The organism is Legionella yabuuchiae, from assembly GCF_900640115.1.
GTDB classification, from domain to species: Bacteria; Pseudomonadota; Gammaproteobacteria; order Legionellales; family Legionellaceae; genus Legionella_A; species Legionella_A yabuuchiae.
In genome coordinates this window covers 124629-145499 of the sequence record NZ_CAAAIW010000003.1, presented here as the reverse complement: position 1 = coordinate 145499, position 20871 = coordinate 124629, and the positions used below count along the sequence as shown (strand labels likewise).

Genomic DNA, 20871 nt, shown 5'->3' with positions numbered 1-20871 from the left:
CAGCGATTAAGCGACCTTCTTGAACAACAAACACGCGCTGCTCAAGAAGCTACTCAAAAAACATCAGAACTTGAGACGCGTTTAAACACGACTCAAAGAGAAAATCAGGCATTACAAGAACGAACCAGAGCACTAGAGGGAGAAAATGCTGCTCTTTTAGCCGAAATTGATGAATTGAAAAATATCCTTGCAACAGCCAGCGAAGACATCAGAGTAAAATCTAGACAGTCAGATCTTTTGAGCGAGAAAATTTATCAAATTTTATTAGCGAATTTAAAAGCAAGAATCTCAAAAAGCGAACGACTTCTCGAAAAAATACAGCATGATGGGGTTGAAATCACCCAGGATCGCATTGATAAGCATCAAAGTGAAGTTGATTTAATTTCAAAACAATGGACAAATCGGCAACCTACGCCAGAGCAGCAAGAAGCGTTTGATCGATTAATTTTACGTTGGAATGAGATTCGTACTGAATTGGAATCAGTTTTACAGCAAAAAACTGAAACGGTTTCTCCCCCTCCTTCCCCCATGCAATCGATAATATCTGAATCCACTAGTAGGATACAATCCAATTCGCCTGAATTAGAAGAAGAGCAACAATATGTTACCTCGCCCCAAATTTCTAGCTCGGATTCAACACCCCCTAGTTCTCCTAGGGAAAATCAAAATATATCAACATCTGAGCATGCACTACCCCACCAAGATTCAGAAAGCCCAGCCTCTACGCACAAAATTTTTGCGCTATTAAACCGAAATGGAAATGCGCTTCAAAGTCGATCTAATAAAGATCTTTTTGAAGAAATAGAAGGTGAACAAGTCATCAGAATCAATTTCCCTGATGCCACAATTCTTACTGAAAAAGAGGCGCGTGAATTTTTAGGTACGGGGACCGAAGTAAAATCTCCTGCTAACCATACTTACACCTTAGGTATGAAAGACGGTAAACCCTGGGCCAGCTTAGCTAAAAAAGAGGTTGCTATTAAAGAGGATGAATCGGAAGAGCAAAGTCGTCAACGTCTTGCTGTGACAGTTATGAATATGGTTGAAAATATTCTAAGTAAAGGAACCGTGATTAATATAAAAACGAATGATCCCTTCATTGCCAAGGTAGCGGATCAATATATCAACCATTTAAAACAAATTGGCATAAGCATTTCGAAATATACCTTAAGTGGAGTTGAGCTGGATGAAAATCATAAGTCTTTCAAAGATGAAAATCATAAGTCTTTCAAAGAAGCCAAACAAATATTTGATCGGTTAAAACCTAAATACAGTCGAGACGTACTTGAGTCTAACGCTCCATGGTATAAAGAAGCTCAAACTTATCGAGAAAAATTACAAACTCGAAACACTCAAGAAGAAACTCAATCAACCAGTAATAGTCCTATAAGACGATGAGACGTGGATAATTTGACAATTTAAAAAAAAGCACTTTAACTAACAATAGGTTATTTATTCATTGGGTTAATAAATGAAAAAAATTTTATTCAGCTGTTTTATCTATTTTGGGTTCATCATCTCTTCCTCAGCGGCGATGCCAGGAGATGGAGTAACTGTTCCGTTGACTTATTATCCTCAATATGGAATTTATACCGCTCAAATCAAAGTCGGCCAGGATCCTGCCCAGGAGGTTGAAGCAATCGTTGATACAGGTAGTTCCAGTTTGGTTTTTACTGCGGATCGTTCCTATTGTCCTGGTTGTAAACATTCTCTAACGAAGGGCGCGATAAAACCCGAAAAAATGAACTCCGCCCCCCTTAATAAAGCCTTTTCTTTAAGCTATGGCTCCGCCAATGATACAGCTACTGTATATAGAGCGCCAATCCAAGTAACAGACAAAAAAGAGCATGTAATTGATATGCATATTTTTGTGCTCAAAGACAGTGATCAGCCTTCGAGTATTCTTGGTATGATACATCACAACTTAAGAGAAGATTTGATAAAATTTACTCCGTTCATGGCGAAATTAACGAATTATTTTAGCAAATATAAAGAAACTACGTTTGTTCTTTGTGGAGAAGAAGGAAACAGTTATTTTCATGTGGGAGAAATGAAGTTGCCTAAACCTTTATTTAGCAGCAAGCTTCATGATAGTAAATTTTATGAAATTACTACATATGGCTTTTATACCCAGCAAGAAAAGCCTATTCCTGGCTCGCCTAAACAAGAAGGCGAAGCGATAATTGACACTGGAACAGGGGGATTTATTGTCCTAACCGATGAGTTATATAAGCCTCTTCTCCAATACATCAAGAACCATGCGGGCAAAAAAAACCAAGAACTGGACAAACAGTTTTGGGAACAAAATTATTGCCTTGTTAAAAATGCTATTAATATTGATGCCTTTCCCACTTTAAAAATTGGCTTTAAAACGCTGAATGACCAAACCGGTTTTTTAACCTTAAAACCATCCACTTATATAAATAACGCGGGTTGCGATAAAGGCTACGTTCGCATGGTGTTTATGTCTGGTTTATATCAAGGTCATCCAACAGCCGCTCGTAACGCTCATTTGCGCAAAACTGCAGAAGTTTTTCCAGAGATGATTATTGGAACATCGGTTTTAAACGAACACCCTCTTCATATTAATCATCATCAAGATCCTTATGTATCGTTCTTCAAAAAAGAAGATTTTTGTAACGCTGGGCCTGTTAAACAGTAAACAAAAGGTTAATCTCTTAGCTATTGAACGAAACATCCCTTTAGATTGGTTGCATGCTAAGGTCAAAACTAGATTTACGTGGTTTTGAACAAAATACTTAAGTGGATACAATTTGCCTACATATCGCGGATAAACTACAGCAAGCGGAGTGTGGCTGAATATTATCTAGCTTGTTCCTCTTGATTTAACGCCGTAGCAACTCGCATGAAGCCTTTACGATGAATAGTGCAAGGTCCGAGCTTTATCAACGCTTCTTGATGAACCTTTGTGGCATATCCTTTGTGATCGGCAAAACCATAGCCAGGAAAATGAAGTTCCATTTTTTCCATTTCTTCGTCTCGATGAACTTTTGCTAGTATTGATGCTGCACTAATTTCACATATGAGATCATCCCCCTTTACAATGGGATAACATGGGATTTTAACATTGGGAACATGAATGCCATCAATTAAAACTTTATCCGGAAGAAAGGCTAAGTTCTCAATGGCCCGTTTCATCGCTAATAAACTAGCATGATGTATATTTAATTCATCTATTTCTTCGACTTCAGCTCGCCCATATGCAAAACAAAGGGCTTTTTCTTTAATTTCAGCAGCTAGAAGCTTACGTTTTAGAGGAGTTAGTTTTTTTGAATCCTTAACGCCTTCAATTGGATCGATTAGAATCACTGCGGCAGCAACAACCGGCCCCGCTAAAGGACCTCGTCCAACCTCGTCAACACCGGCGACATACATTTGGATTCCTATTCTTATTATTCAACGAAACCGGGCATAATACTTTGAAAGTTGGTTTTTTTCCAATAAATTTTTACTCCTTGAATTTTAAAAAAGTTCTATACTTTAAATAGGAATATAATTCATAAGGAGATTACGATGAACCGTTTAAAGTTGAGTCCCTTAGCTTTAGGGCTTTCATTAGGGATATTCTGGGGAATTTCGGTATTATTATTGGGCCTATTGTCTTACTTTTTTACATTTGGTGAAGTCTTTGTAAATTCAATAGGGACCCTTTATATTGGCTATGAATCAACGATATTAGGAAGCATTATTGGAGGTATTATTGGGTTTATTGACGCTTTTATCTGTGGCTTAATCATTGCCTGGTTGTACAACCTTTTTGTCAAGTAACATTAAGAAGAGTGCCTTTCGGGTTTAAAACCACCAACCAGAAGCAGTGCATACAAAATACCTGTGACTGCACAGTAAAATCCAAATAGTCGATTGCTGTGCCAGTCATAGATTAAATTAGCCGCCTCGACTCCCGCGGCCTGAAATATCATAGCAATAAATGTCATTAAAGCCGATGTGGTCCCTTTTGCAATTGGCGTTGAAAAAAGAATTAAGCGATTTAACGGTGCGCAAGTAATCCCAAGCCCCAAGAAGTAAATAATTAACCCTGGCATTATCCAAATGAAATAATTTCCTGCCAAAAGCGGTAATAAAAAAATAAACATCGTGCTAATGGAACAAATGCAAGTTCCAATTTTTAAAATTTGACGAGATGAATAATGACGTGTTAATCGTAACAAGACCCCATTCCCCACAATTGACGCGCCAAAAACAGGAATTTGCCAAAGTCCATATTCAATCACTGAGAGCTTGGCATCTTTTACCAAAATGATCGGAGCCAGTGCAATCCAAGCAAGGCAAGGTATCACTAACACGCCAAATGCCAAAGAGCCCCTAAGAAAAGAGCGATTTGAAAAAAGCGCTTTATAATTTGCAAAAATAATCTTTGGCAAGAGTGGGGTACTATGGATGATTTCACCATCTCGTTTTATTTGCCCAATCGGTTCCGGCATATACCGCCATAACCCCACTAAAGCAACCAAAGCAAAACTTGCAATAATGTAAAAGATACTTCGCCAACTGTAATAATGAATAAATACAGCGCCTAATAATGGGCCAAGCAATGGGGCAAGAATTGAAACATTTGCCATGATTGCGGTTAAGCGAACGGCATCCATTTCGGCAAATATTTCTTGTAAAGTAGCGTAACCAATGACTCCTATAAAACACAGCCCCATCCCTTGAAAAAACCGAGCTAAAATAAATTGCGACAATGAGTTAGAAACCGCTATGAGGACTGTGCACAAAACAAATAAAAATGCGCCAAAAATCATAACCGGTCTTCGACCGTAACGATCGGATATAGGCCCTAACAATATTTGTAGGCTAGCGCCGCCTAAAATATAGGCCGTTAGTGAATTTGCCACCGCACTTTCAGGGCCATTAAAGGTTTTAATGACTTGAATCATACCTGGCATAATCATGTCATTCGCAATATAGGTTAAAAATTCATATAACACTAAAAATGCGGCGAATAAGTAGGCCTGTTTGCTGGTAATATTTATTAATGGCTTTGGCATAGGCCTATCCGGACAATAAGAAGTTCATGAAAAGAACAAATGATATCATATTTTTACAAGAAAGGCTTGGCTGGAATTTGAACTTTTTTAAATCCCCCTCATGATGCCTAAAAATAAAGTGCCAATGGAAAATCGGTATCTAAAGTAACCATTTTTCAGGCCTCACGTGAATAACTAAGATGGTTCGTAATCGTAGTGTTGTTACCTTATGATATCAATTGCCCAACCTGAATCTTCGCAGTAAACATCATCGCTAACAGCAAACCCAACCACAGCGGCCAGTTGTCCATTCACATAAATCAGAGGAATATTGTCTCTTTCCCATGGTGGTACTTGCCATTCTTGCCATAGTTTCTTTAGGGATTTGGTCTGTCTATGCCATTTAAATGTCTCACCGCCTTGCCTGAATCGCACGTCAATCTGACTTCCCTTAGAAATACACAGCCCTTTCTGAGCTTCTATTGCTTGTAACCATCCGAGCCCTTTTATCTCTAAATGGGAAGGAAAATTGTTCCAAGGTATTCGTTCCGGCAAAACATTCGGTTTTGAACTAATTAAATAAAGAGATTGGCGATATCGCTTAAGCTGAATATTATCCCATTCCATACTCGGATTTGCTAACGCACGAGCCAAAATAAGTTCGTTAAGCAGCGATTGTAGACGTTTAGCTGAAGGTATTCTCACCCCATTCGCTCGTAGCCAAAGACGAATAACGTTCGTAAGCCTAGCTTGAGTTAAGCGCTTTAATTTATCGAGCGATAAAATAGGCTGATTTAGATTTTGCATTCCTGAATCAGACCATGCTAACTCGTTCAGGACTCTTTGCGCTTCCTGACAATGCTCGGAAGTTCTGCTTAGATTATTCATAACGCCCGGCCATTTTGTAGAAAGTAGCGGTATAATTTTGTGGCGAATAAAATTTCTTGAGAAGGCAAGATTTAAATTACTTTCATCTTGAACCCATGAAAGCTGATGCTCCTTGGCGTAGCGTTCTAATTCAAGGCGGGTTCGATGAAGCAGGGGGCGAAAAAGCACTCCTTCTGCCAATGGTTTTTCTTCTGGCATAGCCGCCAAACCATCAACACCAGCTCCTCGAAATAAATTAAGCAGTACTGTTTCTGCTTGATCATCATTATGGTGAGCCAAAATTAACCCATCTTCTGTACTCATTAAGGATGAAAACACGTAATAGCGGGCAATTCTCGCTTCTTCTTCCAGATTGGCTTCTTTAGAAAATTCTGGCTTAAACGCCATGAACTGCACCTTCAGAATCTCTGCTGTGTGCTCACAAAGCTCTTGCCACTGATTTGCGTTCGGACTTATTCCATGGTTAACATGCACGGCGACAATTTTCGTTGCAAGAGAAGATTCAAAGGATAACGCATGCAATAACACCGTTGAGTCAAGCCCACCACTGAAACCAATAAATAGCTTATTGCACTTCGCTAAGCGAGCAATCCATTCTTTGGTTACAAGTGTCTCAGTCACAAGCTCCCATCGCCATAAATTTTTGATACCGATTTTTTAAAAGTTCATTCATCGAGAATGACTTCAGTTCCTTTAACTCACCGATAAGCATTGTATCAAGATGCGTCATCATTTCTTTAACGTTGCGATGTGCTCCTCCCAGAGGCTCTTCGATAATTTTATCAATCAGCTTATGTTCAAGAATTTTATCAGCGGTTATCCCCATAGCTGAGGCAGCCTCACTGGCTTTGGCAGGATTTTTCCACAAAATGGATGCACATCCCTCAGGAGAAATCACCGAGTAAATCGCGTATTGCAACATAATGACGCGATCACCGACACCAATCGCAAGCGCGCCCCCCGATCCAGCTTCACCGGTAACTACACAAATAATAGGGGCTCTTAACTTTGACATTTCAAGCAAATTTCGTGCAATAGCTTCTGATTGATTGCGTTCCTCCGCCCCAATGCCAGGATAAGCTCCTGCGGTATCAATAAACGTAAATACTGGCAATTTAAATTTTTCAGCCATTTTCATTAAGCGCAACGCTTTCCGATACTCTTCGGGTCTAGCCATACCAAAATTACGATACACTTTTTCTTTAGTGCGCTTTCCTTTTTGGTGACCCATTACCATGACAGGTTCACCGTGAAAACGCGCCAATCCGCCAATAATAGCAGGAGCCGCGGAGTAATGACGATCGCCATGCAATTCTTGAAAATCAGTAAACAGATGTTCAATATAATCGGTTGTTTGCGGCCGTAAAGGGTGTCTTGCCATTTGAGCCACTTGCCAAGGCTCTAAATCTGAAAAAATAGACGCGGTAAGTTCTTCGCATTTTGATTCAAGTCTTGCGATTTCTTCACTTAGGTTAACTTCGCTGTCACTACCGACCATTCGCAGCGCTTCAATTTTTTGATTTAACTCTTCAATTGGTTGCTCAAAATCTAAAAATTGTCGACTCATTAGATACTCGTTTTTAATTTATACTCATTAGAATCTTCAATTCAGATGAGTATTTTCGTTACAATATGGACTATTCGTAGTATAACCATAACTTTAACTGGATGCCAGAAAATCCAAATTATGAACCGATCTGTTTTTAATCCAATCTTTACTCCAATACCTATTAATGACTGCTCACTAGCTCCAAATCGCATTGATGTCTGGCAGTTCCCGTTAACTTTAAATGTTGAGGCGTTTAAAGATCTTTTACAGAAAGAAGAACTGGATCGTGCCGCACGATTTCATTTTCCAATCCATAGAAAAAGACATATTGTTGCTCATACCCTAGTGCGTTGCATTTTATCTCGCTATCTCAATTGTTCTGGAAATAGTCTGAATTTTTCCTACAATGCTCATGGGAAACCAGGGCTTGAAGATCAAGACTTACAGTTTAATCTAAGTCATTCACGTGACCTAGCATTGCTTGTCGTGGGCGTTCAGCACCCCGTTGGCATCGATTTAGAATATTTTTCTGCACGCCCTTACGAAGGAATTGGTCAACATATTTTTTCTGAATCTGAAAATAAAGCTCTATCACAACTTCCCCATACGCTTAGGCCTCTCGGTTTTTTTCATCTTTGGACACAAAAGGAAGCCTTAATTAAGGCATGCGGACTTGGGCTTAGCTACCCAACGAAACAACTGACGCTCCCACTATTGCCACCCGTTCATCAATCGATTTATGATTCTCTTCATAACACGACTTGGCAATTGCATTCGTTTATGCCCACCGTGGCCTGCTGCGCCGCCATTTGTTATCATCCTACCATTTCTGAAATTCGCTTCCATGCCCTATCAGATTTAGGTTTTAATTGTTCATGATTCAACTCAATAAAACACAGCGCGAAATTATTCAGTGCCTAAGTGATGGTCGTTGTTTAAGTGGAACTGACATTGGAACAACCCTTGGAATTTCTCGAACCGCAGTATGGAAACAAGTCAAACAACTTGTTGAGCTTGGCGTCCCCATTCAGAGCTTGCCCCAGCAAGGTTATCAACTCACGAAACCACTGAGATTGCTTGATGAACATCACATAAAAGAAATTCTAAATGACCTGTCGTTTGAACGCCCACTAACCTTTCATCTCTTTGCTTCAGTTGACTCGACCAATCGGTATTTAAAAACACTTCCACCTAGCGCTCAAGTTGAACTGTGTTGTGCAGAAATGCAAACCCATGGACGAGGCCGATTCAATAGGCATTGGTACTCTCCTTTTGGAGAAAACTTGTATTTATCATTACGCCGCCCATTTGCATGCAGCTTATCTGAACTATCTGGGTTAAGTTTGGTCGTTAGCTTAGCCATTCGACAAGCCATTCAATCGTTAACCTCTATAAACGACCTTAAAGTTAAATGGCCTAATGACTTAATTTGGCAGGATAAAAAATTGAGCGGAACGCTTATCGAGATCCAAGCTGAAAGTCATGGAATCAGTGATGTGATTATTGGCATAGGAATCAATGTGAATGCAAAGACCGCGTCTAACTCAAATTACGAATCGTCTTGGTGTTCGTTAGCTGATATCACTCAACAATCCAACTTTGATCGCAATCTCTTGGTGGCTCATCTTATTAAATACATACATGAATATTCAAATCGATTTTTAACTCGTGGCCTACAGGCCTTCCAAACTGAATGGAATGAAGCCGATTATCTGTTTAATCAATTAATTACTGTGTCGCAACTCAACGGAGAAATTAGTGGTAAAGCTCAAGGCATTAATGAGTTAGGACAATTAAAAGTCATTGATCAGAACGGGAACACTCATTATGTGTCGTTTGGAGATACTTTATTGAAGAGAAGCATGGATTGACGTCCCGCACATCTATATTGCACGGGACGGGAAGACTGTGGTTCTGAATTCGGTGTTATACAACTTCTTCTGTATCACTGCCTTGTTTTTCTTGCTGGATACGCAAGTAAATTTCTTCACGGTGTACGGATACATCTTTAGGTGCATTAATACCTAAACGCACTTGATTTCCTTTCACCCCTAATACCGTAATATTTACATCATCACCGATGATTAAGGTTTCGCCAATACGGCGAGTTAAAATTAACATGGATAAAATCTCCCTTGGGTAGTTATCTTACTCATCCATAGAACAATCCATGGTACTCAAGACAACCTAGTTAAACACAATAAACAAGCCTATTGCTTAATTTAATTTTATCTCAGAATCCTTAAGAGAACATTAAGAATTCACAAAGTGGGCATTTTTTATGCTTTCATCAGACACGTTCATGACTCAGTTATCTACGCACAAGCGAAGATTCATACCTGAAATGAATTGAACTTAGGTAATATCCTTGGTTCAGGGCTTACTCGTGGAAAAAGCAAACGCTTATTTTTGTCCAATAAAATTTGAGCAAAAATCGCAATTTTGCCAAAAAATATGACTATTGGCTAGCTTTTTTTCTTCAAGTATTGGGTCTAATCTGTACCTGGGATGCGCCTGCTTTGAAGTGTATTGCTATAATAACTAAGGGAATATAGGCAACAAGCAAGCCATAAAATCCTTTTAAAACACCCAGACTAACAAGAACTGCCATCGGGAATAACCAAAAGAGATTGGTGATAAGAACACCAAACGTAACTGGGATATGGCTTTTAAATCGAAGTGCCGCATGCTGATAGGCATGACTCCGATGAGCTTCGTAAATCTTCTCTCCCCTGCTCAATCGACGTAGCAACGTAAGCGATGCATCCACGATAAATACCCCCAAAAGAATCAACCAGCAATAGAACAACTCCACATCCACCCATGCCGCTTGGATAGAAAACGTCCCTAACGTAATCCCTAGAAACCCACTCCCAGCATCACCCATGAAAATTCGGGGGATTGGAAAATTCCACACCATAAATCCTGCTACCGCCAAAGACAGTAGCAATGGTAATAGGATGATTTCAGAATGTCCCATGAACCAATATAAAACGATCATACCCAAACAAGTAGTTATCGCTTCCATGCTGGCTAAACCATTAATACCATCCATAAAATTATATAAATTGATTAACCACACCAGATAAAATAGCGCTAACAAAGAACTCAGCAGACCAGGAAATAACGTCCAAGCTAAGATATTGATGGGGGGCAATCCTCCAAGCCAGAGTATCGTAATCCCTGCTGCCACAAAATGGCCCACAAATCGCCATTTTGCAGGTATTTCATCTACATCGTCTCCAAACCCTAATCCAGCAACAATAGCTCCTGAAATGAATAATGCAAAACATGAGGTTTGATCTATGAAGCCTATATATAAACAACCCGGTAAACTAAGTAAAAACAGAATAACAAACGATAAGCCACCACCTCGTGGAGTAGGTAACGTATGAGAACTACGATGGTTAGGAATATCGATAATATTTTTCGCTAAAGAATGTCTTCTTAACAACCCGGTTAGAAAAAAGGATAGAACAAAGCTTAGAATACCTGTGAGTATCATTAGTCACCTAAAAAGATCAATCAGCCAGGGCTACGCATGAAAACAATATCGTCGTCTTTGCGAACGAAGTGAAGCAATCCAGTACGGGATTTTAATGAAGTATCGATCTGGATTGCTTCGCTAACGCTCGCAAAGACGTGGCATTTTTCTTATTGGATCAGGAGCAAAATTTTCATGCCTAGACTGGATCAATTAGCGCTTATCGCTTTATTATCTTAGCTTAAAATGATATTTTATCGTCTAAAAAAAAATAGAGTTTACATGAATCTTTCAAGAAAAACGACTACCTGGAAATCATTAGAACATCATGCAGCGGATATTCGCTCTAAAATTAACTCACAACCAAAACCTAAGTCCCACGCCCTTTCAGCCTGCGATATTACGCTTGATTTTTCTAAGCAAGCAATTACTCCTTATACGCTCTCTTTACTAACACAGTTAGCGCGAGACTGTCAGTTGCAGGAAAAGATTGCTGCATTAATGAATGGTGAAATCGTCAATCGTAGTGAACAACGCCCCGCACTTCACACCGCACTTCGCGCCCCTGATCAAAATGTCGTTACCGCACAGGGCAAAAATATCATGCCGGAAGTAATTAACACCCGTCATGAAATCAAACGGATATCTGAGCTCATTCGTAATAAATTATGGTTGGGGTTTTCAGGTAAACCCATAAAAGATATCGTTAACATCGGCATCGGTGGTTCTGATCTGGGTCCAAGATTTTGCATTCAAGCGTTACGAGACTACACCTCTCGTGAATTTAGTTATCATTTTATCCCCGACGTTGATCCTAAGGGTTTTGAACAAACCGTCAGAGATCTTAATCCTGAAACTACGCTCTTTATTGTTTCATCCAAGTCATTCACAACCCCAGAAACCTTGTATAATGGCCGCAAAGCGTTGGCATGGATTGGATCTCATGCTAATTATCAGCAGCACTTCATTGCCGTTACAGCGAACCGGCAGAAAGCGAATGAATTTGGTATAAACAATGTATTGCCAATTTGGGATTGGGTAGGCGGTCGTTATTCTTTTTGTTCTGCAATCAATTTAATCTCCGCAATTGCACTTGGTTATTCGAATTTCAGCGCTATTTTGCAAGGCGCACAGGAGATGGATGAACATTTTTTAAAGAGCGATGTTCATGAAAACCTACCAGCCCTATTGGGCCTTATCGGCATTTGGAATAACAATTTCTTCTCCATCCACACCCATTTAATCTTAACCTATGCCGCTCAACTTGAAAAATTGGTTCCCTATATCCAACAACTGGATATGGAAAGCAATGGAAAATCCATCGACAATCAGGGCAACCCTGTTCATTATGCGACCGGACCTATTGTTTGGGGAGGGTTAGGAAATCAAGCACAGCATAGTTATTACCAATTACTTTGCCAAGGCACGCACAAAGCAACCGTGGACTTTATTACTTTAAAATCATTTGAGGATGAGCTTATACACGATATGGCGGCTGCAAAAATGAACATTTTGAGTCAAGGGGTTAACAATCAAGAAAATCCTGTCGAATTTATACCTGGCAGTATCCCTCTAAATCATATTCAATTAAACGATTGCACCCCTTATATAATTGGATCTTTAGTCGCACTCTATGAACACAAGATTTACACACAAAGCGTCATTTGGGACATCAATCCTTTTGATCAACCTGGAGTGGAAAGCGCGAAAAAGCATTCTAGATTAAACGCTTTATTAACAGAAGTAAGCTAGAAGCAAGTTCGCATGGGTTAAAACCTACGGTAATAAATCGAATGGCTCGCTTATCCAAAGATTAACTCATTCCCATGAAATGTTTTAAATTTAACAAGGCGATAAAATCAAATTTTTTCCCTAAAAACGGTTACTCCCCCTGTCGTTTCACTTTGATTTCCAATTTGATATTCCGGAACTAAATTCTTTAACAACACTAATAACTCGTCTTCCATATAAGTCATGCAAGCATTATTTAATAGTCGCATAATCTGCTTAAGTTCAACCCAATCAATTTGGCGAAATTTTGCTTTAAAAAGTTTTTTATGCTCCGTTTGTTCTAATTGTTCAGACTGATGAAATAACTCTTCAAATAATTTTTCACCTGGTCTTAAGCCCACGTATTCAATGATTATATCTTTGCCTGGCTCTTTGCCAGATAATCGAATCATTTGCTCAGCTAGATACTTAATTTTAATGGGCTCTCCCATATCTAATACAAAAATTTCTCCGCCATTGCTATTGGCCATAGCTTGCAAGATGAGCTGACACGCTTCTGAAATTGTCATGAAATAACGTTCAATATCTGGATGCGTAACGGTAAGAGGCCCCCCCTTTTGCATTTGGCGTTTAAATAAAGGAATCACGCTGCCTGTTGATCCTAAAACATTGCCAAAACGTACCGTAATGAATTGTGTAGAAGAATGTAAATTTAAATTCTGACAATAAATCTCTGCAACCCGTTTGGTTACGCCCATAATATTCGTTGGATTTACCGCTTTGTCTGAGGAAATTAAGATAAATTTAGTTACCTCTGAAGCAGTACTGGCTTCAGCCACAATTTGTGTGCCTAAAATATTATTTTGCACTGCCAAACGGATTTGATTTTCGAGCATAGGGACATGTTTAAACGCTGCGGCATGAAAAACAATTTCAGGGTTAAATTGTTTAAATACAGCCTCGACGCCAATTTGATCACAAACACTTACCAAAGCAATTTCGATAGATGCCATCGGGTACGTTTCTTTTAGCTCCCGTTCAATTTGATACAAATTAAACTCAGAGTTATCCATAATGAGCAACTTATTGGGGGCCTGCAACATCACCTGACGACATAACTCTGATCCAATGGAGCCACCCCCACCAGTCACTAGAATATTTCTGCCCTTAAGATTATTCAGAATAGAATCCCAATTAAGCTCAACCTGATCCCGCCCTAACAAATCTTCAATATTGACTTCACGAAGCGCATTCACCTGTACGTGCCCTGAAGCTAGCGCATTCAACCCTGGTAAGGTACGAATGGGAATGTTACAGGCCTCACAATGATGAACAATGCGCCGCATAGTAGCGGAGCTTGCGGAAGGAATGGCTATGAAAATTAGATCCGCTTCATGTTGATTTACCAGTTTATTCAGCTCAGTAATTGTGCCTAGTACTTGCACCCCATGAAGTTCAACGCCTTTTTTATTAGGACTATCATCAACAACTCCAATCGGTAAATACATATCGTTTCGTTTTAAGTCGCGGATCAATCCTTCTCCTGCCCTACCCGCCCCAACGATTAACACCCGCTTGATTTCAGAGGAATCATTAAACAGTTGATGTTTATCGACATACAAACGCAATGCTAAACGAGCGCCACAAAGTAATGCGATCAAAATAATTCCGTATAGGGGTAACACTGAGCGAGGGATATCATGTAAAAGTGATGTAATGTAAAAAGTTGGGATAATCACCATAATCGTACAAACCACCGCACGAATAATTCGTTCTACATCTTTTACCGAGGAAAACCGCCAAATTCCCCGGTATACCTTGAAATGGTAATAACAAAAAACCTGTATGGCCGTTAAAAGAGTTAAAGACAGAAATGAATGGGCATTTAAAGGATGTTTAGGGATCGACTCAAAATTATAGCGAAACCAAAAGGCTAAATGCCAAGCAATAGGAATGGATAAAATATCAAAGATTAAAACTGGTAATTTAAAGTAGAGCTTTTGCCAGTAGGAAGCCAACTTTCCCATTATTTATCCTTAAAAAAGACGAAAAAAGCACTTGTAAATCTTTTTCCGTGAGATTTGTATTTCCCATCCAGATTTAAATTGCCGTTGGATTATTTCAATTTTGGTTAACAACTCATTTTCATCGGGTAAGATATGTTTATTATCAAACGCGCATAATACATCAAACCTTTTTTCTGCTCCTAATTTCCCATACTTAAGCTTATCAAGCAGCATTCAATGAGTCTCTAAAACGAGTTCAAAAAAAGAACTATAGTATATTTAAACGTAATGCTACTCAACAAGACAAAAAAGATCCAAGGTTTTGTGGAAAAAATGAATCGCTGAAATTGCAGCGAGTTAATATAAAAACCCAAAACTCCATAGGGCACGGGCATATCTACTGGGTATATTAATATCATCTTTCACTAAATACCCATTCTTCACTCCCTGAATCTGTTCTAAAATTTTAGATTTTCCCCCTGCAATTTTGTTTTTATTTAATCAATTATGAGAACAAAATTAACCAAGGTAAATTGTGCTAAAAAATTTGAAACAATTTTTAAATTGATTTTACTTGCTTTTTTTTTCCAGAAGTCTAGGCATGAGGTAGGTAATATACCGGTGTATACTTTTAAAAAGTACTTGAGTTTTTTTTAAAAATGAATATTTGGGATCGCATAACAATTGAATAAAATTCAAAACAATAAAATTCAGTTCTGTGTACAAACATCGTAGACGATTAAGATATTTATAATTTGCGAGGGTTGCATCGATTTGTACAGACAGTTCTGCTTCGGTGTTCTCCTTGTTTATAGATTTAATCTGAGCTAATAGCTCTCCTTCAACGAGCTCACTAAAGGTATGTTGAGAATATAAATCGGACTCAATTAAATCTGAATAGGTTCTATCGGCCAACGCTTGTAAATAATCATCATCGCTAATTTTTTCCAACACAACTTCTAAATTCGAGAAATCTTTTTCAAGAACGATATAATGCTCGTCTGGCTTACAAACACCACTGTACTCTCCAGGAAACATAACCATAGGCGTTCTAGTGGCTGCCGCTTCAAACACTCTAGGTGAAACAGCGTTATAAAGAATTTTGCCGTCATAAGGTTTTAAGACGTTTTCATAAACCAAATCAAAATTTTCTGTGCGAATTTTTTTTAAGTAACGGTTAGTTAGCTTACGAATGCTGTCATCAAAATCCCAAATACTCGATCCACTTTCAGTTCCCAAAACTGCTTTTGAATTTTTCAAAAGCTGTAACCAAGCCTCACCATAGACACGATCCGCTTCATCAATACTGATATCTAACGTGAGCTGTCTTACCCCCACACGTCTTTTAAATTCATTTGCAATCCATTCTTTTTCATAAGCCAGTTTACCCAACCAATATTCGCATCGTCGACCACGATAGGAAACATCAATAGGCCTATCTTGAATTAAGGGTGCCTCGATTTGTTTCATATAATCCTGGACATAGCCCGTTAACACCGTCACTTTTTTTAACGATTTTAATCGAGGATCCGGATAGGCCACATCGACCATGTTAGGACTAACCAAGGTAAATAAAAGATGAAATCCTAGATTACACAAATAGTCTTGCACCAAATTAACTTTCTGGTACTCATCTTGTAAAAATAAGAATTTTACTCCCCCATAGCTTGCAATTTTATGCTTTAAGGCAGCGGATAGGTAGTAATTGTTATAAGGTTTAATTGAATAATGAATCCCAACCGCATCAAAGTTTGATAAATCCAGCTTATCAGCCGTGCGATTGATAAGCGAGTTTATTACATGCCAGTTGATGTTCTCTGAAGAGGTTATAGCCGTAATGTGATCAGTAACCGCCCTGGTGTGGTGGGCAGTATCGGCTAGAAATAGGATATTGGGTTTAATCATTTTATTTTTACTAATTTACGGGATAACTCTGATTTTTATTAAATGCTTTAAAATTTTCAATATAAATAATAATACTAATTATTTTTTATGATAAAGCATATTTAAAATAGTGTTTGGTCTTAGGATACTTTTAATTACTAATCTTAGCTTTAAAGGTAATTTCTGATAAACAATCAAACCGTTTTTAAATAATAAATTTTTAAGAGGTATATGCCGAATATCCGCTTCAAATTGTTTTCTTGTATAACCTTCTATGACTTTTGCTTTATTTCGAGTTAAAAACTCCTGTAAAAGAACTTTATCCACCCTCTTCACAAAAGAACGATAGCTATATTCAACATTTAGTGCAATTTCTTTGAAAGCAAGATCAGCCATATTTTGTAAAAAATCATCATCTTGAATGCGAGATAACACTTGCTCAATATTACTAAAGTCTTTTTTTAAGGAAATAAAATGGCGATCAGGTATTAGAATTCCAGAGTATTCTCCTTCATAAAGAACAAGAACCGTTTTTAATGCTATCGCTTCAAAACATCTTGGGGAAATCTGATTTAATTTATATTTTCCCTCATGGTTTAGCAGATATTTTTCTTGTACCACATGAAATGTATCATTAGGATGTTTTAGCTGATGCATATCAATGATTTTTTCTAGATCCCCAGTAAAGTCCATCACGCTGGCACCACTTTCAACACCTAAAGTTGTTTTACAAGAAGATAAAAATTTAACCCATTTACTGCCATAAATACGATCTTTTTCATGGTAGGAAATATCGATATTTAAATTCCCTTTACCCGCATATTGCTTCCACTGGTCCACAATATTCCATTTTTCATAAGCCAGCTCACCATACCAATAAGGAAGCTTTCTCCCGCGATATCCCACGTGCATCTGACGATTTCTAATAGGAGTTTGGTCTGAAATGTTAGTAAGTCTTTCTGGAATATACCCTGTGAGATTAGTAAACTTAGCGACATTCGGAAGCTTATACTCAGGATAAATCCTTTCCATTTCATTTTCAGGAAAACAGGTAAATAAAACATCTAGATCAAGATAAGCAAGTTCCCCAATCATTTTATTTATTTGCCTATATTCATCCTGGATAAAAGCAACTTTTAATCCCTTATAATGCTTAATTCTTTCCTTTGTATTACGGCATAAATAGTAATCATTCAGTAAGCATAGGGAATAATGGATTATTATAGCGTCAAATTGCTCCAGCCGAAGCTTTTTGGAAAGTTGTCCCAAATTAGAACACAGCCAAATTTTATGGCTTGAATAATTTTCGAATGCTTCAATATGATCAACAATTGTATTCGCATCAACACCAACTTGTGGTTTATTACATAATAACAAGATATTTAATTTCATAATCGCCTTAGATTTGATCGACTCTTTTTTGAACTTTATGAATAATAGGATTAATAATCTTAATTATTGAACGCATAAATAAATTCAATATTGGTATTGTCTTAACCCGTTTTTTTAATTTTATAAGTCGAGGGGAAGCGATTTCGCTTGGTATAAACACTTCCGGCTCCACTGAATTTATATCTAGTAATAATTCTTCATAAGATGTGGGAACTTTAATTTTATTGCGCAATATAAACTCATAAGAAATAACTTGATCGACATTTTTAATAAATGATTGGTAACTGTATTGTTGACTCAATACAATTTCATTGTATGCCCTTTCAGCCATTTGCTGTAAAAAATCATCGTCTTTAATACAGCTCAACACCTCATCAATGTTACTGAAATCTTTTTTCAAACTAATATAATGCTGCCCTGGAATTAAAATCCCTGAGTATTCTCCTTCATACAATATCAAAACGGTTTTTAACGCAATGGCTTCAAAACATCGAGGAGAAATTTGATTAAGCTTATACTTTCCTTCATGTTCAATTAAATAAGATTTTTGAACCTCATAAAAAGAATCTTCCGGAAAAGTCTTTTGATGAAAATCAACTATTTTCTCTAATCGCCCAGTAAAATCCATAACACTGGCACCGCTTTCGACTCCCAAAGTAGTTTTACAAGAAGATACAAATTCAATCCACTTTTCACCATAAATTCGATCCTGTTCGTGATAGGAAATATCGGTAATCAAGTTCGCATTTGCAGTAAATTTCTTCCATTGATCCACAATAAAGCATTTTTCGTAGGCTAGCTCGCCAAGCCAGAAAGGAATTTTTCTACCCCGATACCCTACGTCAATTGTGCGTTCACAGATTTTTTTGTGAGACGAAATTTGAATTAGTTTTTCAGGAATGTAACCCGTTAAATTATTATGCTTAGTAAGATTAGGTAATTTTGATAAAGGATAAATACGTTCAATTTCCGAGGGTGGAAAGCAAGTAAACAATACATCAAAATTAATAAAATTAATTTCGGAAATCATTTTATTAATTTGCCGATATTCATCTTGCACAAATAAAATTTTTAAACCTTTAAATTCACGTAATTTCTGCTTAGCTATAGAGGAAATAAAATGATCATATAGTAATGATAGAGTGTAATGAACAATAACTACGTCAAATTTACTTAAAACCAGATTTACTGGAAAATCACCAAAGATGGAATAAATACAAATATTATGTTCGGAATGTTGCTCAAAAGCAGAAATATGATCGAGAATAGTATTCGCATTCCTTGATTTTTTAGGTTTATCACATAACAACAATACATTTAATTTCATAGCGCTGTCCTATAAAAGCAAGGCTCATTTTTCTAATTGTATATATAGGTCCAAACCAAAATGGCGAGCCCAAAATCCATCTAAACATTCTATACGTTTATCAAACCGGTAAGATAAATATTTCCCGAAATTAAACTGAACATTTTCATCGAAATTTTCAGGCGTAATCTTCTGTATTTTAAATTCTTTGCAAACCTTTTTTATCTCACTTTTGGAGAAAAACTTTGTTTCTGGCGCGCTCTCGTTTGTTGATGAGACGTCATACGCTCCACGTTGTTGTTGAGTTGATGCAACATTCGATTTATCAATCATCTGTAATAATAGGTTTTTTGCTGTAAAACTAGGCCAATTCATCCATTGTCGCAATGAAAACTTGTTATATACCATGATCGTGGCTTTCCCACCTTTTTTTAAAACTCGATAAGTCTGACCAATACACTTTTGAAAATCTCCAGTATGATGGAAACAACCTATGGAAATCACATAATCAAAATAATTGTCATGAAATGGGCACTCTAACATACTTCCTGTACGAACATCTCCTTGAAGATCATGTTGTTTTAAGCGATGAGTTGCCATCGCTACGGCATTAGATGCGATATCAAGACCATGATAATTTGCTCCTGCCATTGCTAATTTTTGGCTTATAGTGCCATAACCTAAGCCAACTTCCAGTACATTTTTATCTTTGACCTCATTTAGAAAAAGATAGCTTTCTAAGTACGGATAATAATCCATATAAAACTTATCAAATTTGGCTAAACTTTCCTGACTTGAATCTACTACACCTAATTCTTTTGCCAGTTGCGTACCACAAAGCTCATTCCAAAACGATTCATTTTTTTTATCAATAGTTTGTTGAGCTACTTTTGACTCCATGACTTAATTCCTTATTCATACTAGAAGATGCTCTAAGTCTACAAAAAATCTCCATAATGCATCATCAAAAGATGCAATATTGAGAATGATTGTTCTTCATCAGACGTGATGTTAATAAAGTTTTTCACTGGCTCCGCATCTTGATAAATTAGCTTGATTCCCGCTTGCCCCAAAAGGGCCTCTTGCAGATAACCCATACTGCCATTTCCAGATAAATACGTATCCGCTTTAACCTGTTTTACAAGTTCAATCAATAATTCAGTTGAACAATTACTGTGTGAAAGCTCAGATTGTCTTACAAACTGGGTTTTTAATCCCAAAAAACTGGCTAATTGAGTGATCGCATGGATATTATATTCGGCTAAATTAGCAGCAGGATAATGAAGCAAGGATTCTATCAATGGATAAGTTTCTTGGTAATATTTTGCTTTCTTATAATTATGCTCTAGAGTCTTGACTATTTTTTTCAGATGGTATTCTTTATTAGTAAACGTTATCGTGTTAATTAGTTGAACACCACTTTCTCTCTGGATGGGTAAGCCATACCAGGTGGGTTTACCTGAATTTAATAATTTTACTCGATTACACCATGAACCCGCCCCACTACCGCTTTTAGGATAAGCCACTTCATCTAAAAAAATAAAAACATCCGCACGCTTTATCTTGTCAAAATAGCCACACCAAGGAAAAAAGTTAGGTTGGTGGATTGCACAAATTGTCAT

The 20871-nt window shown here is 37.6% G+C and carries 18 protein-coding genes; 6 read left to right on the top strand and 12 right to left on the bottom strand.

The features are described from left to right. On the top strand, positions 1-1398 hold a 1398-nt coding region (locus tag E1O47_RS12210), incomplete at its 5' end, for a hypothetical protein (protein ID WP_165475022.1). 73 nt (positions 1399-1471) lie between these two features. Further along, positions 1472-2662 (top strand): pepsin-like aspartic protease, encoded by a 1191-nt coding sequence (locus E1O47_RS02125; RefSeq protein WP_133129617.1) that lies wholly within the window; start codon positions 1472-1474, stop codon positions 2660-2662. Between the two features lie 161 nt (positions 2663-2823). Here the strand turns inward: E1O47_RS02125 and rnhB are convergent, their stop codons facing one another. After that, the gene (gene rnhB / locus E1O47_RS02120; RefSeq protein WP_207384279.1) at positions 2824-3414 is read right to left on the bottom strand and encodes a ribonuclease HII; all 591 of its coding nucleotides are present in this window, start codon (positions 3412-3414) and stop codon (positions 2824-2826) included. Between the two features lie 120 nt (positions 3415-3534). Between rnhB and E1O47_RS02115 the strand changes: the two genes are divergently transcribed. Beyond that, positions 3535-3789, top strand: coding sequence for a bacteriophage holin (locus E1O47_RS02115; protein WP_133129615.1), 255 nt, complete (start codon positions 3535-3537; stop codon positions 3787-3789). A 2-nt stretch (positions 3790-3791) separates the two neighbouring features. On the opposite strand, the gene E1O47_RS02110 is transcribed toward E1O47_RS02115, so the two are convergent. The 3 genes from E1O47_RS02110 to E1O47_RS02100 all read right to left on the bottom strand — a co-directional run bounded on the left by E1O47_RS02110 (position 3792) and on the right by E1O47_RS02100 (position 7464). Further along, positions 3792-5030, bottom strand: a complete 1239-nt coding sequence (locus tag E1O47_RS02110; RefSeq protein WP_133129614.1) for an MFS transporter — start codon at positions 5028-5030, stop codon at positions 3792-3794. A gap of 201 nt (positions 5031-5231) precedes the next feature. Next, positions 5232-6518 (bottom strand): tRNA lysidine(34) synthetase TilS, encoded by a 1287-nt coding sequence (gene tilS, locus E1O47_RS02105; protein ID WP_133129613.1) that lies wholly within the window; start codon positions 6516-6518, stop codon positions 5232-5234. Further along, a complete protein-coding gene (locus tag E1O47_RS02100; protein ID WP_133129612.1) occupies positions 6511-7464 on the bottom strand; it encodes an acetyl-CoA carboxylase carboxyltransferase subunit alpha in 954 nt (317 codons plus the stop codon). The genes tilS and E1O47_RS02100 overlap by 8 nt, the downstream gene beginning before the upstream one ends. A 120-nt stretch (positions 7465-7584) precedes the next feature. On the opposite strand from E1O47_RS02100, the gene E1O47_RS02095 reads away from it, so the two are divergent. Further along, entirely contained in the window at positions 7585-8325 is a 741-nt protein-coding gene (locus tag E1O47_RS02095; protein WP_133129611.1) for a 4'-phosphopantetheinyl transferase family protein, read from the top strand. Next, a complete protein-coding gene (locus E1O47_RS02090) occupies positions 8322-9317 on the top strand; it encodes a biotin--[acetyl-CoA-carboxylase] ligase (RefSeq protein ID WP_133129610.1) in 996 nt (331 codons plus the stop codon). Before E1O47_RS02095 ends, E1O47_RS02090 begins: the two co-directional genes overlap by 4 nt. 55 nt (positions 9318-9372) lie before the next feature. Here E1O47_RS02090 and csrA read toward each other — a convergent pair whose 3' ends face one another. Both csrA and E1O47_RS02080 read right to left on the bottom strand, forming a co-directional pair. Continuing rightward, positions 9373-9567 (bottom strand): carbon storage regulator CsrA, encoded by a 195-nt coding sequence (csrA, locus tag E1O47_RS02085; RefSeq protein WP_058529628.1) that lies wholly within the window; start codon positions 9565-9567, stop codon positions 9373-9375. A gap of 358 nt (positions 9568-9925) precedes the next feature. Beyond that, positions 9926-10951, bottom strand: a complete 1026-nt coding sequence (locus tag E1O47_RS02080) for an MraY family glycosyltransferase (protein WP_133129609.1) — start codon at positions 10949-10951, stop codon at positions 9926-9928. A 261-nt stretch (positions 10952-11212) separates the two neighbouring features. Here E1O47_RS02080 and pgi point away from each other — a divergent pair, with 261 nt between their 5' ends. Further along, positions 11213-12682 carry a glucose-6-phosphate isomerase gene (pgi, locus tag E1O47_RS02075; protein ID WP_133129608.1) on the top strand — a complete coding sequence of 490 codons (1470 nt, stop codon included), beginning with the start codon at positions 11213-11215 and terminating at the stop codon, positions 12680-12682. 107 nt (positions 12683-12789) lie between these two features. On the opposite strand, the gene E1O47_RS02070 is transcribed toward pgi, so the two are convergent. The 6 genes from E1O47_RS02070 to E1O47_RS02045 form a co-directional block, all read right to left on the bottom strand. After that, positions 12790-14688: a polysaccharide biosynthesis protein gene (locus tag E1O47_RS02070; RefSeq protein ID WP_133129607.1), complete on the bottom strand. Its 1899-nt coding sequence runs from the start codon at positions 14686-14688 to the stop codon at positions 12790-12792. A gap of 549 nt (positions 14689-15237) precedes the next feature. Beyond that, positions 15238-16572: a hypothetical protein gene (locus E1O47_RS02065; protein WP_133129606.1), complete on the bottom strand. Its 1335-nt coding sequence runs from the start codon at positions 16570-16572 to the stop codon at positions 15238-15240. 78 nt (positions 16573-16650) lie between these two features. Continuing rightward, on the bottom strand, positions 16651-17943 hold the full coding sequence (locus E1O47_RS02060; RefSeq protein WP_133129605.1) for a hypothetical protein: 1293 nt from the start codon (positions 17941-17943) through the stop codon (positions 16651-16653). A 7-nt stretch (positions 17944-17950) separates the two neighbouring features. Then, complete coding sequence (locus E1O47_RS02055; RefSeq protein ID WP_133129604.1) at positions 17951-19270, bottom strand: hypothetical protein; 1320 nt, start codon at positions 19268-19270, stop codon at positions 17951-17953. Positions 19271-19294: 24 nt separating this feature from the next. Further along, positions 19295-20149, bottom strand: coding sequence for a class I SAM-dependent methyltransferase (locus E1O47_RS02050; RefSeq protein WP_133129603.1), 855 nt, complete (start codon positions 20147-20149; stop codon positions 19295-19297). Between the two features lie 38 nt (positions 20150-20187). Beyond that, positions 20188-20871 carry a WbqC family protein gene (locus tag E1O47_RS02045; protein WP_133129602.1) on the bottom strand — a complete coding sequence of 228 codons (684 nt, stop codon included), beginning with the start codon at positions 20869-20871 and terminating at the stop codon, positions 20188-20190.